The sequence below is a fragment of the Paenibacillus sp. R14(2021) genome (genome assembly GCF_019431355.1).
Taxonomy (GTDB): domain Bacteria; phylum Bacillota; class Bacilli; order Paenibacillales; family Paenibacillaceae; genus Paenibacillus_Z.
In genome coordinates, this window is the sequence record NZ_CP080269.1 from 1,193,929 (window position 1) to 1,208,893 (window position 14,965).

17 protein-coding genes and 1 riboswitch are annotated in these 14,965 nt (G+C 51.4%); of the genes, 5 read left to right on the forward strand and 12 right to left on the reverse strand.

Features of this window, described 5'->3' with window-relative positions; all coding sequences use genetic code 11:
* Positions 1–47: 47 nt before the first annotated feature.
* From KXU80_RS05735 to KXU80_RS05765, 7 genes are all read right to left on the reverse strand, one after another.
* A complete protein-coding gene (locus KXU80_RS05735) occupies positions 48–854 on the reverse strand; it encodes a phytanoyl-CoA dioxygenase family protein (RefSeq protein ID WP_219837296.1) in 807 nt (268 codons plus the stop codon).
* A 1,169-nt stretch (positions 855–2,023) separates the two neighbouring features.
* Complete coding sequence (locus KXU80_RS05740; protein ID WP_219837297.1) at positions 2,024–2,443, reverse strand: hypothetical protein; 420 nt, start codon at positions 2,441–2,443, stop codon at positions 2,024–2,026.
* 439 nt (positions 2,444–2,882) lie between these two features.
* Complete coding sequence (locus tag KXU80_RS05745) at positions 2,883–3,074, reverse strand: twin-arginine translocase TatA/TatE family subunit (RefSeq protein ID WP_219837298.1); 192 nt, start codon at positions 3,072–3,074, stop codon at positions 2,883–2,885.
* A gap of 49 nt (positions 3,075–3,123) precedes the next feature.
* On the reverse strand, positions 3,124–4,314 hold the full coding sequence (locus tag KXU80_RS05750) for a ZIP family metal transporter (RefSeq protein ID WP_219837299.1): 1,191 nt from the start codon (positions 4,312–4,314) through the stop codon (positions 3,124–3,126).
* 18 nt (positions 4,315–4,332) lie between these two features.
* On the reverse strand, positions 4,333–5,199 hold the full coding sequence (locus KXU80_RS05755; RefSeq protein ID WP_374987779.1) for a multicopper oxidase domain-containing protein: 867 nt from the start codon (positions 5,197–5,199) through the stop codon (positions 4,333–4,335).
* Positions 5,200–5,572: 373 nt separating this feature from the next.
* Positions 5,573–6,130 (reverse strand): GNAT family N-acetyltransferase, encoded by a 558-nt coding sequence (locus tag KXU80_RS05760; RefSeq protein WP_219837301.1) that lies wholly within the window; start codon positions 6,128–6,130, stop codon positions 5,573–5,575.
* Between the two features lie 205 nt (positions 6,131–6,335).
* Entirely contained in the window at positions 6,336–6,815 is a 480-nt protein-coding gene (locus KXU80_RS05765; RefSeq protein WP_219837302.1) for a GAF domain-containing protein, read from the reverse strand.
* A 199-nt stretch (positions 6,816–7,014) separates the two neighbouring features.
* Between KXU80_RS05765 and KXU80_RS27885 the strand changes: the two genes are divergently transcribed.
* The 3 genes from KXU80_RS27885 to KXU80_RS05775 all read left to right on the forward strand — a co-directional run bounded on the left by KXU80_RS27885 (position 7,015) and on the right by KXU80_RS05775 (position 9,479).
* Positions 7,015–7,587 carry a LysM peptidoglycan-binding domain-containing protein gene (locus KXU80_RS27885; protein WP_258171273.1) on the forward strand — a complete coding sequence of 191 codons (573 nt, stop codon included), beginning with the start codon at positions 7,015–7,017 and terminating at the stop codon, positions 7,585–7,587.
* Positions 7,584–8,273: a glycosyl hydrolase family 18 protein gene (locus KXU80_RS27890; RefSeq protein WP_258171274.1), complete on the forward strand. Its 690-nt coding sequence runs from the start codon at positions 7,584–7,586 to the stop codon at positions 8,271–8,273. The genes KXU80_RS27885 and KXU80_RS27890 overlap by 4 nt, the downstream gene beginning before the upstream one ends.
* Positions 8,274–8,309: 36 nt before the next feature.
* Positions 8,310–8,408, forward strand: a riboswitch (purine riboswitch).
* A gap of 105 nt (positions 8,409–8,513) precedes the next feature.
* Positions 8,514–9,479, forward strand: a complete 966-nt coding sequence (locus tag KXU80_RS05775; RefSeq protein ID WP_219837303.1) for a nucleoside hydrolase — start codon at positions 8,514–8,516, stop codon at positions 9,477–9,479.
* Between the two features lie 94 nt (positions 9,480–9,573).
* Here KXU80_RS05775 and KXU80_RS05780 read toward each other — a convergent pair whose 3' ends face one another.
* Both KXU80_RS05780 and KXU80_RS05785 read right to left on the reverse strand, forming a co-directional pair.
* Positions 9,574–10,404, reverse strand: coding sequence for a phytanoyl-CoA dioxygenase family protein (locus KXU80_RS05780; protein ID WP_219837304.1), 831 nt, complete (start codon positions 10,402–10,404; stop codon positions 9,574–9,576).
* Positions 10,405–10,538: 134 nt separating this feature from the next.
* Positions 10,539–11,312, reverse strand: a complete 774-nt coding sequence (locus tag KXU80_RS05785; protein ID WP_219837305.1) for an AraC family transcriptional regulator — start codon at positions 11,310–11,312, stop codon at positions 10,539–10,541.
* A 343-nt stretch (positions 11,313–11,655) separates the two neighbouring features.
* Between KXU80_RS05785 and KXU80_RS27895 the strand changes: the two genes are divergently transcribed.
* Positions 11,656–11,841, forward strand: coding sequence for a FadR/GntR family transcriptional regulator (locus tag KXU80_RS27895; protein WP_258171275.1), 186 nt, complete (start codon positions 11,656–11,658; stop codon positions 11,839–11,841).
* Entirely contained in the window at positions 11,838–12,356 is a 519-nt protein-coding gene (locus tag KXU80_RS05790; protein WP_258171276.1) for a FadR/GntR family transcriptional regulator, read from the forward strand. Before KXU80_RS27895 ends, KXU80_RS05790 begins: the two co-directional genes overlap by 4 nt.
* Positions 12,357–12,463: 107 nt before the next feature.
* On the opposite strand, the gene KXU80_RS05795 is transcribed toward KXU80_RS05790, so the two are convergent.
* The 3 genes from KXU80_RS05795 to KXU80_RS27900 all read right to left on the reverse strand — a co-directional run bounded on the left by KXU80_RS05795 (position 12,464) and on the right by KXU80_RS27900 (position 14,956).
* Entirely contained in the window at positions 12,464–13,411 is a 948-nt protein-coding gene (locus KXU80_RS05795; RefSeq protein ID WP_219837306.1) for a phosphotransferase family protein, read from the reverse strand.
* A 106-nt stretch (positions 13,412–13,517) separates the two neighbouring features.
* Positions 13,518–14,240 (reverse strand): Stf0 family sulfotransferase, encoded by a 723-nt coding sequence (locus KXU80_RS05800; protein ID WP_219837307.1) that lies wholly within the window; start codon positions 14,238–14,240, stop codon positions 13,518–13,520.
* A gap of 581 nt (positions 14,241–14,821) precedes the next feature.
* A complete protein-coding gene (locus tag KXU80_RS27900; protein WP_258171277.1) occupies positions 14,822–14,956 on the reverse strand; it encodes a hypothetical protein in 135 nt (44 codons plus the stop codon).
* Positions 14,957–14,965: the final 9 nt, after the last annotated feature.

Below are 14,965 nucleotides of genomic sequence, written 5' to 3' on the forward strand. Positions count from 1 at the left end.
GTCATGACTCGCAGGCGCAATCAACTTTCTCGTTCACCAAAATTTGCTTATTCAACGTCAAAAACGACCGGGTACCCTGCGCCGAACGGTGCGTCCGGACGTTCGTACTCTCCAGCCAAATAACGTCGAACGGGCGTTGTGCGTTCCAGGTACTCCTTGTCGTTCACGAATCGATCCGAGAAGCGGACCCAAGGCGGACTGTATATATAATGCGCGGTGTATCGATCATAATTGCCGTCATGCATGTAGGTACGGTGCCATACCGCATTATGGAAGAGCAGCACGGAGCCCGCAGGTGCGCAAATCACCTGTCCGATCGGCAGATCACCCTTGTCGCGGCGAATGTCCGGGGGAAGCGGCACCTGTGCTCTATGGCTGCCCGGGATCATTTCCATGTTGCCCATCCGAGGCAATGACTGATCGGTGAGCAAATACGAAGCGCGAAGCTGAAGCAGTGGAATGGGATACGCCAATTGCTTGAAATCGTAGGCGCCCGAGCCGTCTTGGTGCCATCCGCCAGCGCCGCCGAATGCCAGCTGCTTCGTGCACCATGCAGATTGCAGAATGAATCGGTCGCCGTACAGAGCTCTTACTTTCGGCAGGATGGCTGGGTGGTCAATCAATTCATCAAGTGTCGGCTCCGTCTCGAACCCGCGGCCGACTTGGGCCCATCCTGATGTGCCCGCCTTCTCATGCAGGCGAATGGCGGCTTCCAAGCAAGCTTGCGCTTGGTCGGCCGACAATACATTCGGGATGACCAAATATCCCCATGATTCAAACATAAACCGGTCAAGCGCCGTAAATTCACCAGGTTGGGATAAGGCATGAAGTCCTAGATTCTGTTCAGCAGTCATGCGACAACCTCCTGACACTTCCTAAAGTGAGTGTGAAGCAGCTGACAGTCATACGAATGAGGCCGGACAATGCGTAATTACCTCACCGAGAACCCCGCTTGGACAAAGGGTACCACCTCCATTCTTTTACATTCGGCCTAAATATATCATACATATAAAACATGTACAACGATCAACTTCCCTTTCAAATAGAGCGAAGATTGTCGATAAGCCGTTCCTGTTTTATCCCGTATTGAAGCCATTTATGCAACTTTACGACATGCTGAACATTTGATTTCTTCTAACTTCCAAAGATATAATGACATATTAAATATATCTTATAAAATATCGTGTTCATGAAACTGTTCTCCCTATCAGACCACCTACGCCCTTGCCGCTTGCACCCTGCGTCAAAAAGGACCGCGCCTACGTCGATCGTTATCGACGAGAACGTGACCCTTCGGAGGCAACTGCTATTTGGCGCCAAAATCAATCGCATAGATGCGCTGCTCGTTACCGCCCATCTACTCCGTCATAATCGCTCCAAAGCTCGATCAGATTACCATCATCCCGCTGTCAGCTCTAAGCTCCAGATAGAGCGGATCTTCGACGAACAGCTTGAATTCCAAATACTTGCCGTACCAATCTGCCGATGCTTGCGCTTCTTTGCATATTGCAACCGGCTGCGCCTCCTTAAAATGAAAAAAGCCGCATTGCGGCCTTTGAAGCCATGAAGGACAACGCCGATATCACCTTCCTTGTAGAGCGGCTTACGGGTCATCCGGCCATGGTTTACACTGGCGCGGCCTTTTCGCGTTCAAACCTAGGCAAAGCACTTTTTGCTTGGCCGCGTGGGTCGTTCATTACGGTGTGGAACAGCCTTCGAGCAATACGACTTGGGACAAGTGGGCAGTCTTTCAGTACACGTCCAAAGGGGACGTTCTTGGAACCTCAGGATTCGTCGATGTGAACGTGATGGAGCGGTCATTCTTTGATCATATACAGGCGCGACTATCATCCAGCCAACCGTTGAAGAGACGATTAAAGTCATTGTCAATGACAAGCTGGCCGCATACGGTAGGCTAATTGATGGGCACGTCTATAAGACGAAGAAAGTTCATATCAACGAATAAGCACTGACAGCCCTGTACACGATTCAGGATGATTCCAGAATTGTATACAGGGCTCTTTTATTTTTTCTTGCGGATTTTAAATTTGCCATAGTCGATGATTACCAAGCGTTTTTTATAGATAGCGACATTGCCCCTCTTGATTTTGCCGTTACGCGCAACGATATCCATAGGTTTAATGTTGTTTCTCCGCAACTTTTTTATGATTCGCTTTAAACGAATTTGATTAGCTTCGGTGTTCTTGGCTCTAGATCTATATTTTTTCATCAAGATCCAAGTGTAATTCTTTCCGTACTTCTTAATTTTCCCTAGGTATTTTCTATTCTTTTTTCGAGCGTGTTTATATACCTTTACTTCATTTCTATTGCTTCTAATTCCCTTCTTAGACACCGCCAATTTTAGTACTGAGGTATTTGAAAAATTAAAAACCTGGCGATAATGCCCTTTGCCCAGTTTTCGTTTTCCTTTAATGTTGCTCATCTGCAGTCCTCCCTGCAGACATCTTATTCACTTGATTATTAAAGTGATATTAAATTCCCGAATAATCCCAAGTGCTTGGGTATATTCGGGTCTTAATTTGCTTCACTTGGTTAATACTGCAATCAGTGCCGCGGCACTGATTCTAAGCGCAACCAAGCTTATGATCAGCGCAGCCGTAAATGCTTTTGAGGATTTCATATTGTATCCCACCTCGTGATATTATGTATACCCGTGCCGGTCAATCAAATCGTTTGCATTATAGTGATATCCGCCTTGCAGCTGCATGCGTACTCCCCCAATTCGACTGGTATAATCAACGCCTACACCTATTCCAGACATCCATTCCATATCCTTCATACATTCCGTTCCAGATCGCGGCAGAGCAGCTCAAGCTGCACAAAAAAGCCCTTGAGCTTCCATCCGCTCAAGGGCTTACCTATTAATGACGTGCGTCTTTCTTCACGTCCCCATCTTCTTGATCGGACTCGACCAGCTCCTTCGTGCTCGTTCTGAACTCGCGGATCGTCGTGCCGAACGCTTTGCCAAGCTGCGGCAGCTTCTTCGGACCGAAGATCAGCAGACCGACAAGCGCGATCAACAAGATACCCGTCCAGCCTATATTAAATGGCATTTCTCACACCTCCGCCCTTTCCTGGCATCCGCCTGGAAACTCAATCAATTCAATTTACCAGCATCGCTGTCGCGTACATCAGAAGAATGCCCGCGGTGAGACTAACGAAGTTCAGCCACGACATGGAAGGCGACGCCGATTTCTTCGCTTCTCGAAGGATCATCGCGCCGATCACGTAGATGACCTGCAGAATGGCGCCTGCGCCGATGCCGAAGAACAATGCCGCCAGCGTATCATTGAAGACGAAGCCGCCCGCCCAGGTTCCCGCAATCGCTGGTGCTCCGGCCAGCAAGGCCAAGTTGAGAAACGTCCGCCACGTAGGCTGTTCCTTCAATAGAGGTGACGCGATGCCGACGCCTTCCGTTATATTATGCAGCGTAAAGCCGATCACCAGAAACGTTCCAAGCGCAGCCTCTCCGGTTGCGAAAGCAGCTCCGATCGCCAGTCCTTCCCCCAAGTTGTGCAGACCGATGCCGCCGGCGATTTTGTAAGCGACATGCTTGCCCGAACGGGCTCCCTTGCGTTCGGAGGCTTGATCCATCGCGAGCAGGAAGAGGAAGCTGAGCAGCGCGCCGAACCAGACCAAGCCGGTGCCTTGGAAGACCCCAGGCGCTTCCGCCCCAAGCTCCAACCCTTCCTGCAGTGTATCCACGACCAAGAAGAACAACAGACCGACCGTTAGCGCCAGTATCGCTTGAATGCCGCGATTGGAGAATCGCCGCAGGAACGGAAACCATAACAGCCCCAATCCTACGGGAACGACGCCGACATAGAAACCGATTAACGCATATTGGCCGAAGCGCGCCGCGCTCGGCTCCGGCGTTTTGGCCGCAACGGGAACCTCGCCGGAGAATAGCAATCCGTTCGACGTAATCAGCTTGATTTCATACGGATCGCCCTCAACCCAGCCATACGGAATCTTAATTTCCGTTTCGCCGAATCTGCTCATTGTCGGACTTGGATTGAACTCCGCATTCCAGAACGCATCGTTCACCAGCACCTGTGCGATGGTCACTTCCTCCGGCCCGGAGTTGAACACGTGGACGGCAAAGCCCTCGTCGGTCAGAATAATTTTCGGGATATCAAGCACTTCGATCGGCGCGACGGACTCAGTTTTGATGCCGGTGCCGAAATTCGCGATTAATACGATGACAATCGCAAGAAGCACGACAGGAAGTATTCCCCATATGCCCTTGGACTTTAATGGCTTTAATCGATCAACTACTGCCTTCGTTTGCATCGTTTGTCTCCTCCTCTCTTACCCTTTCGCTTCAAAGAAGCCCATCCAGCCCAGCTCCGCAAACTCGCTTTGGTGGGCATGGAACATGTATTTTCCGGGCGATGGGAACACCATCTCAAGAATGCCCCGCTGACCTTGGCATTGCATAACGGTATCCGTATAGATCGGTCTTGCATCCGGATCGGCCCCGACCTCGTAGTAGTGGAACAAATTCGCGTGAAGATGGAATGAATTAATCAGATCGAATTCCGTGAAATTACTGAGATACACGCGCACCAATTCGCCGACTTTTACTTCAATCGGTCTGGCTTGGAAGGCAAACGCGTAGCCGTTAACCGTATAAATCTCATTCTCACCGTCCAGATCCAAGTCGTAACCGTTCATCACCATATTCAGCTCTCGAGCCGGTTTTCTTGGTTTAACGGGGTCGATGATGAAGTTACCGTATAGTCCTTTGTGGATGTGTTTGGACAAGGGCGGGATATGACAGTGATACAGATGCATGCCTGCGGGTTTTGCCTCGAACTCATAAATGAACTCCGACCCGGGCTGAACGGGCTCAATGCCATCCATATTGGTAGGGTGAATGCCATGAAAATGAATGGAATGCGGGTGGAGCGAGCCGTTCCAGAACTTGATGCGAAGGATATCTCCTTCCGTACAACGCAGGGTTGGACCTGGAATCGAACCGTTGAACGTCCAGCCGGGAAACGTAATGCCCTTCGCGATTTCCACATCCGTATCCATGGCCACCAGCTTGTATTCCCGAACCGTTCGCCCATCCCTCGTGCTTGTTTTTCCGTAATCGAATGTCGTCAATGCCTTGAAGGCCGCCTCCATACCAGGCGTATTCTCATCGCTCGGTTCATACCCATGCGCCATCATTTGGTGTTTCTTCGCGGCTGCTGACGAGTGTCCTTCATGCGATTCCATGGCGCTTACCGTCCTGCCAAACCATTTCCCCGGGCTGAGCAGGGTGCTGCCCCAAAGGCCGAGAGCGCCGGCTGCCCCCCATTTCAACACGTCTCTGCGGGATACGGGTCGTTTCGGATCAAATCCCATTACGGTTATCCTCCAATCTTGTCTTAAGGAAATTAAGTTTGATGAATGCAACATTTGTGATAAAAAAATATAATTTGTTATAGGGACAAAATGTTGCTCTAATGCAAAACTGTCACAAGGTAACTATATGTTACCGATTTGAGTTTGTAAACCCTTTTTGAACGAAGCTTGCCCGGCTCAGAGGAGCATTGGCTAATCAGCCTTTGCTCCGATAAGCCTTCTCATGATATCTCGTGATAGCCTTAAACAACGCTTTACCGTCATGCGTAAGCGGGTTTTCAGCATGGAAGCTAAGCACCATGGCGTGATAAGTCTCCGGCACCCAAATGTAGTGATGGATGTAATCCGTCAGCGTAAACCCGGCTTTCTTCCAAAAGCGAATCCGGCTTGCGTTCTCCGGCGTCTGCTCCGCCTCCGCTTCGATTATCATTCCCCGGCAACCCGGCATCGTTCGTAATGCCCAGTCTGAGAGCTGACGGATACATAATTGGCCGATTCCAAGGCCCTGACAGGAACGGCGTACTGCGAGATAGTCGATGATCAGCGCTTCCGATGTGGTATCGAAGGCCGTCAGCGCCATTGCGATCGTGTCATTCGATTCACTCCAGACATGCAGCGCTGCGATCTCCCGCTCAAGCATGCGGCGAACGATGGTCCGAGTCTTCCGGCCATGCTCGGGAAAAGCTTCCTCGTATATCGCTTCGGCTTTCAGCCATAACGCTTCATTCCACTGCTTGCTCGTTTCAACGTTCATTCGGGTTCCCCTTCTATGTACAAATTGGACTTGTCCACGATACGCGTGCATAGGAAAAGCTCTTGCTCTCTCCTATGATTGTAACCGCAGCGTATGCAAAAAAGCATTCCCTCTTTTCAAGGGAATGCCTCTTAGCAGCAGCGTTTTACCAAGGAAGAAAGTAATAAAAGCAACCGGTCGGTCCATCGCAAACGCAAAAAACAGCTTACAGATGCGCAGTCAGACGATCCACGAATTGCTCCAAATAGTGCTGATCGATTTCATCAAACCGTTCCAGCTCAGGGCTGTCGATGTCGAGCACACCCAGCAATTCCCCGTTCTTAATGATTGGGATGACGATTTCCGATTGCGAAGCAGCGTCGCAGGCGATATGCCCTGGGAACTCATGGACATTCGCGACGCGGACGGTTGCAAGGTCACTTGCAGCTTTGCCGCATACGCCTTTGGACAGCGGTATGCGCACGCAGGCTGGCAGTCCTTGGAACGGCCCAAGCACCAATTCGCCGTCCCGCAGTACGTAGAAGCCTACCCAATTAATACGATCCAGAAATTGATTCAGCAGGGCCGAGGCATTGGATAAGTTAGCGATCCGATCGGATTCGCCTTCAAGCAGTGCTTGCAATTGGCGAATGACCAATTCGTAATTTTGTTCACGTGCTGCGTTATATTGCTCGGTATGAAACATATCGGTTCTCCTTTAATGGTGTCGTCTGGTTAAACCATCCATGCATGGTTATCCCCTATTATACTTCTCCGTCTTTTCCTTGTCAGTCTCCGGATGAATGGGATTTACAACCAATTGGATTAAAAGACAAGTTGGGCTGAATAAGATAATCGTAGCACCCGGTAAAGCTAGCCAATTCATTTGGAGGTGCCTGTCCGTTATGATTATTTATACCATTAAATACGGCGATTCCTTATTCTCGATCGCGAATAAATATCAAGTTTCAATTGAACAGATCCGAAGAGCTAACGGCTTCGATGAAACGAACCTAAGCTTGGTTCCCGGCCAAGCCCTGATCCTGCCAACGAATGTGTACATCGTGCAGCCTGGCGATTCCTTATACAAGATTGCTGCCGTGAGCTACGTCCCTATTCAGGCGATCAAGGACGCCAATCGCCTAACAAGCGATGCGTTGTCCATCGGAAGACGGCTTATTTTGCCGCCCCGTCCCAAGTATATGGAACAAGGACTTAGCTTCATACTGCCCAGTACGCAAGAACGAACCGAATCTCTCATTCGATACTTTTCGCCGAACAACACGTACTTCGGAATTTTTGAATATCACATCAACGAAGATGGCACGCTCAGCGAGCTGACTAATGATGACGTAGCGGTACGCGCTTCAAGAGAGAATCATGTCGCTCCGCTTGCCACGATAACCAATCTGACGCCGGGCGGCTTCAGCCCTGAATTGACCAAGACGGTGCTTAGCTCACCAGACATGCAGAATTGATTGAACAAATCTATACGTTAGTGAAAACCAAGAATTACGCTGGTGTTATGATTGATTTCGAGAATGTGACCGGCACTGAACGTGATATGTATTCCAGCTTCTTGAACGCCTTGCACAAGAGACTCCAGCCCGAAGGCTATTATACAGCCGTTGCCCTGCCGGTCAAGCGCTCCGATAATGAATTTCCCGGATACGACTACGGGGGAATCGCGTCTGCTGTCGATTTCGTCTTCCTCATGGCCTATGATTATCACGAAGCGCATTCAGGACCCGGTCCTGTGGCGCCGATCGATGAAATTCAGAAAACGCTGGATTACGCAATCCGGTTTATTCGGCGGGATAAAATCATCCTTGGCGTACCGAGGTACGGATTCGATTGGACGATGGAGAACGGTTCCCCGACCGGAGCGAAGGCGGTCTCCGTTAACAGCGCCACGAATATAGCAAGACAGTACCAGGTTCCGATCCTATACTCCGAAACGGCACAGCAGCCCCATTTCTCGTATACGGACGAAGACGGGAAAGAACATATCGTATGGTTCGAGGATGCGCGCGCCCGCGCTGCAAAGGCCCTGCTCACGATTAATTACCGGTTGAAAGGCCTCGGCTCCTGGCAGCTTGGCCTGAGCTTCCCGCAAGCGTTCTATCTGATTGATCATTTCTTCAGGCAAAGGAAAGTGCTCTAGTGGAAGCACTCCCGCTTTCGCTTGCTTATTAATGACCGCATCCGTTAAAATAATCGAGTATAACTTTGGCGATATGGGCCGAGGGTCTCTACCAGGAACCGTAAAATCCTGATTACAACGAAATGCGCAGCCGCATTTTATTGTAGCCGGGATTTTTCTGCTTTCCAACGGGTACGCAAAGATTACAAGGAGAATCGGCCGTCTTCGAGCAAGGCCGGTTAACGACGGAGGATGCTAGTCATGAATAAAACAAGAATGATTATTGACGTAGACACAGGAATCGACGATGCGATTGCGATTTTGTACGCCGTATTGGCACCGGATATCCATGTGGAGGGCATTACGACTTGCTTCGGCAACATTGATGTCGATCAGGCAACGGATAACACGCTGCGACTGCTTAAGCTTGCGAGAGCCAACTTTGAAATTCCTGTTGCGGTCGGAGCGTCCAAGCCGCTGAAGCGTGATTTTCCGGGTTCGGCCGAGCATGTGCATGGCAAGAACGGAATCGGCGGTGCTGTGCTGGCGAAATCCGAGCAGCAGCCAATCAGACAGAGCGCGGCAGAATTCATCGTATCGACCGTGAACGATAATCCCGGCGAAATTACGATCGTGACGCTTGCGCGCATGACCAACCTAGCACACGCGATCCAACTCGACCCGGGCATTATTACGAAGATCAAGGAAGTTGTCGTCATGGGCGGCAACGTATTCGTGCCAGGAAATATTACGCCCGTTGCAGAAGCGAATCTAGCCGGCGATCCGGAAGCCGCCGCATATGCATTCGCATCCGGCCTGCCCATTACGGCTGTTGGCCTGGATGTGACGCTGAAGACCTTGCTGACCAAGGCGCATGTACAATACATGCTGACCCATGCCCCTGCTGGGAAGCAGCCGCTCGTTGCGTTCATGCGCGATTCGCTGGAGCATTATTTTGACTTCTACCAAGAGGTGAGCCATCTGATCGGAGCTTGCCCGATGCACGATTTGCTTGCCGTAATGGTTGCCGCGGATCCAAGCTTGGTGAAGAAACAGACCCTGCTTGCCGTTATTGAGACCGAGGGCCTCCACACGTCCGGGATGGTTGTGACGGATCGAAGAGCAGTTCCCGTTGTCGGTAATCCGATTGATTTCTGCGTTGACGTGGAATCGGAACGTGCGCTGAACGCGATGATGGCCTTGTTCCTGCGCGAGAACGCGGGATAGTCAATGAATTCGGTTAACATACCAGCATAATTCTAGAAGGCTGCGAAGAAAAATCCCACGAATGCTCGTGGGATTTTTCGTTATTATTCTTGGATTACACCAGTTCCGGCTGATGCGCCTTCAACCACGTACGCAGCGGCACATCGTCATCTGTCGGGGTGTAGTGGCCGTTGCAGTTCACGCTTGCGCCGAGCAGCTGCCTGCGGATCGGATCGCTGCGTTCCCAGAGATGCTGGACGGTCATATCGTCTTTCGTGCGGATCCAGCGGTAACCATAGCCGTAGAACAGCACCTTGCGCGTAAGATCCGACCAGTTCGGCGTTCCCGCATGCCACAACCGTCTGTCGAAGAAAACGGCTGTTCCCGGCTTCACGCAGATCGGGATCGCTCCCGCAGGCTGACCCTCGCGATCAGCAGGCATCGCCAATTCGTCCTTCAAGTGGCTTCCCGGCACGACCCAGAAATTGCCTCTGTCTGGCTGCGAGACATCCGACAGAAAATATGCGACCTTGAGCGATAAGCGGGGCCTCGGATGACTCTCCATCTCCATATTCACGCGCCCGCTGTCCTGATGCCAGCCGAACGTTCGATCATTCTTCTCCTGACCGGAGGGCGGCGTCGCAATCATATGGGCATGATACAAATATATGTTCCAGCCAAGAATGCCCCAGACCTTCGGCAGCACCTTCTCGTAGTCGACCAGATCAAGAAACACCTCGTGGTCAGGAATGAAATTTGGATAAAACATCGCCGTCTTCGGGTCATGCCCTTCCTTAATCTTCTCGGCATGAATGCGGTCTAATTCTTCGGACAGCTTCCCGACCTGCTCCGCGGACAAGGCCTCCTCCATGACCAAATACCCTTGCTCGTTAAATTGCTTGCGCTCTTCATCGGTCAAAGCATATTCCAAGCATGACGTATGCACCGATAATCCCCTCCGCATCGTTTGTGCGTGTTCTTGTCTCTATCATAATCGGCTCCAGCCGGCGATAGAAGTAACAATCAAGGGTTCTTTTGTACGATTCAACGATTTCCGCGAGAGCGCTGTCACCTGAGGCCTTAATCCGTCCTTCCCTTCAAGAATGCGGTCGGCGAGCAGCCGGTCAGCTTCTTGAATATTCGGTTGAAATACGCTTGATCGCAGAATCCGGTCTCTTCCGCGATTTCGCTCATCGGCATCCGCTTATCGAACATGAGCTCCTTCGCCTTCGAGATCCGCACATGATGAAGATACTCGATCGGGCTCAAGCCGGTTACGGATTTGAACGCGTGCGAGATATGATTAGGCGTCCTTCCCGTGTAGCCGGACAGATCGTTAAGCGTAACGGGTTCCTTGTAATGCTGAAGCACATAAGCTTTGACGTCCTCCGCCATATCGATTTTTTTGGCCGGGAGCTTCCATTTGTCTCGTTCGTAATTGATAATGCCGAGCAGCTCCAGCAGGATCGCGAAGCAAGAGGCTTCCGAATAGGGCCCATGCATAAGCCAGTGATGCTTGAGCAGCAGGAAGCGCTGCTTGAAATATTCGAACCCGCTGATGGTCGTCTTGCAATAGCGTTGATCCATGAGCAAAGGCAGCAGGCTGCGATCATGCGCTTCGGGCGTGAAATGCGTCGCATATCGCTGATGCTCTTCCAAGGAGGTTCCGCCGCGAATCGAGCCGGCAGGAATGAACAGTACGTCGCCCCTCTGAAGGAAGATGCTCTCGTCATTCACCCAGTAGATGATTTTCCCCCTCGTGACGGCAATTAGCACATGAGATTGCGTCAATTCCTTGTTCATCTCCCATTTTCCATGAAAATCCTTCACGTAACAGCTCCGCAGCTTGATCAACGCCTCTTCCCTCCTATTAAAGCGGTTCTTGCTACTTATTTCGCGGCGCCTGTCGCCGCTCCTTGTGTCCCCGCTAAAAAGATGCTTCACGGCATATCCCGCCAAGGGGTAATCGATGAATCAAGTCATGCCTTTAACTGAATCGCCATCTGCCTCGCTGCTCTCTTGCAGTGAGTCTTCCATCCCCTATACGGGCCGACTCTTGTTCGTTCTTCTCCATGCGCTTGCTGCATGCTATAATACACCAAGCATGTATGGTTGCATGGTAGTACCGCAGATGCGGAATATCCCCGATATCTTGGGAACACAATTCAATTTCTCACAATGAGGAGCGTCGTTCATCATGTTCAAAGCCGTTCGCAAAATAACCGTCACCGAACAAATCATGGAGCAAATCGCGGAATTGATTACGTCCGGCCAGCTTCAGCCCGGCGAGCAGCTGCCGACTGAGCGTGATTTGGCCGTTCAATTAGGCGTCACCCGCGGACGCGTACGTGAAGCGCTTCGCGCCACTCGCTTGTCGGCTTGATTAGCATCAGAGCCGGCGAAGGCAGCTTCGTCAACAAACAGGAAATGCCGATTCCATCCGAGACGATCCTATGGCTGTTCCATAACGAGCTGCACAATCTCAAGGAAGTGTACGCCGCTCGCAAATTAATCGAATCCGAGGTGTACCTGTCGGCAGCCCGTTACGCTTCGCCAGCCCAATTCGAACATCTGCAGCAGCTGATCGGCCAGCTCAAGGCGGATCAGCCGGATGGATCACCGGCATCGTTCCTGGACGTGCTGGACGCATTCGATCTATTCATGGGCGACATCTGTGGCAATGCGATCTACGCCAAGCTCATGCAGACGATGATTCATCTTCGGCGCGAAACCAGCTTGAAACTGCTTGCCGTTCCCGGCGCCCAAGAAAGCAGCATCCGCTCGCGCAGCGCATTGCTGAAGGCACTGAAATCCGGTCATGCGACCGAGATCAGCAGCAGCATCGATGAACTGTTCACGGACGCGCAGCGGTTCTACGATGCGCTCATCCTCAATTAACGCAGCAAGGCAGCGCCTTCCTTCCGGAGATGCGCTGCCTTATTTGTCTGTCCATGACCTACACATGTTCATTTTGCAGCAGCCAGGTGTGCGCCTCTAACCCAAATCTACTGCGGCTCAGGTTCCTTCGGCAATGCTAATAAGCGGTCACGCAGCTCACGATAGGCGTCTGTATATCCCATTTTTGCATAGAAGCGCAGGCAATCCAGCCCTTTATAATACATGGCGGCAGCAAAACGATTCTCAAAATCCGCGATCGGACTTCCAATTTGCACCGCATAATCCCGGTAAGCCTGAATGAAACCCTTACCTGGAAACGCGTCCCAAATTGTCGTCAGATCGATCAGATAATCGCCGTACAACCCGTTAGAATCGATGATGCCTGTGATTTGTTCTCCGTCGGAGAGGATATTCCATTGATGACAATCATTGTGCACGAAATGCCGCTGCGGCGCGCTGCACGGAAGAAAGGCGATCAGCCGCCTGTAGCATTCCTCGAAGACCTCCCTTTCCAAGCAGGTTGTCGTGAAGAGTTCATGCCAATTCTCCCAGAACGTCCCCCGTTGATCCTCTGCATAGAAGCGCTGCACATAGGCCGACCAAGATTCGTATTCGCCGTTGCCGTTCCCCATGATCGGCCCGTAGCCCGTCGATGTCTCGGGCAGTTTGACCCGATTCATCTTGGTTATCATTGCGGCCAACTCTTCAAGCATTACGGCTTTCTGTTCCGGGCTGCAATCGACAAGCACATGTCCCGGGATCCGTTCCAATATACAATAACGGTGAGAACCATACGCGCCGCGTCCAACCATTCTCGCATAGGGGACACCCTGCGATGTCAGTAAATCTGCAATAAACTGCATGCGATCGTAGTCGCTGTCCTTGACATGAGTGAACAGGATGACATAGTTCTCGCCTGCTGCGGAGAAATAATACACCTTGCTGAAATTCCCATTCTCTGCAGCTTCGGACACATCCTGGGCAGGATGCCCAAAGTGTCGATTCAGCACCGTTTCGACCATCGCTTGCGTAATGTCCGGCTTAGCCAGCTTCATCGTTTCAACATCTCCTTCGTTGATCCCGTGCCGGCACAAGGCCGTCACTATGATTTGAATGATTCGCGGAGTTTGCATGCGAGCTAAGAACTATTGTTGAAGCGGCTCACCATACTGCCCGCTCCCAGTCTTGCTGCCGTTCCTGACGGAAACGCTGCACCCACTGTTCGTTAATCTCATCGGCCAGCCGATCAAATGCGGGCGGCGCGATGGTCACGTCGTCCGCTGAGACACCGAGAAACGCCAACACTTTCCTGACCGTACCCTCGTAGTCGAGAATGAAATCCTCATACACAAGGGTAAGCGGTACGATGCCCTCTTCTGCGAGAAATTGATCCATTGCCGCTTCCCGAAGCGCGCAGTCGGTAAGCAAATGCTGAATGGCGTCAAAATTATACTTGCCCGTAATATCCTGCTCAGACGGCTCTGCACCGTGCATTCGATGCCATTCGCCGGATACGATCGCCCTCCACCACGACACGGCCAATCGAACCTTGTTTCTGCGCGTCATATAGATATGCTTCGTGCAATTTGGGAAAGCCGCTCGCCATACCGCAGCTGCCGGAGCAGAATCGGGGAAATCGTAAAGACGCCTGAACGCGTGGATCCACTCGTTGTTCAGCGAAGTCTTCACGCCGAAGATACCATTCGGCGTTGTTCCTGCCTCCCACATCGTTTCCACGTCAGCCTCGGTAATCGTCTCGGGATTTCTCCCATGCATCCACTCACCGGGATTTCCCGCTGCACCGGTTGAAGCCAGCGCATACTGAAGCAGCGTGCTTCCCGTTCGCTGCGAGAACCAGATGGTGTAACTAAGTTTCGGCCTCATATCGATCTTCCTTTCTTATTCGCTATTTATATTGCCTGCTTGCCGACATTCCTTGATCTTCCCCTTTCTTACAGCGAGCTTCCCGGGAAAATGAACGCAAAAAAGCCGTAGATGAACGAATGTCCATCTACGGCTGATCGCAGCGAGCAGTGTGGAAGCTGTCTAAGCCTTCACTGTTCCTCGCATAGCCAGCATTTTGATGAATTGTTCATGACAGGGGGCACGAACGCAGGCGCATCGCAAGCAGGGCGCATTACATGCGCTCAGACTGCAGGTGCCGAACCTGTTCATGCCATATTCAGCTCGGAATTAGCCGATAACCGCTGCCAGAAACAAAACCATCGTTATGCCCTCCCGTAATCTCGCCTATTGGTGCTAATTGTATGCGCTTACCAAGTTCGCGTCAAGGTAATTTTTACTTAATTTGAAAAATTCCCCACGGAACGTTGTCCGCTCCACATGGGTCGAATTCCTTTAAGGCGTCACCCGCATTGCATCGAGAATCATGTATGACGGCGATGACCTCGTCTTTCGTCAGCAAATAAACCGCCCGAATTGTCGGGCGGTTAGCTGGGTTAGCATTAGCGGTCTGCAACCTTAAAGACGTCGGATCCGTTGTTCAACAAGCGGCACTGCAAGATCGCCGCTTCCGGATTGGCGAAGCTGCCCCATTTGAGCAGGAATCGGAATTCGTAGAACCCGCCGACGGACAGCAAAAGGAGCAG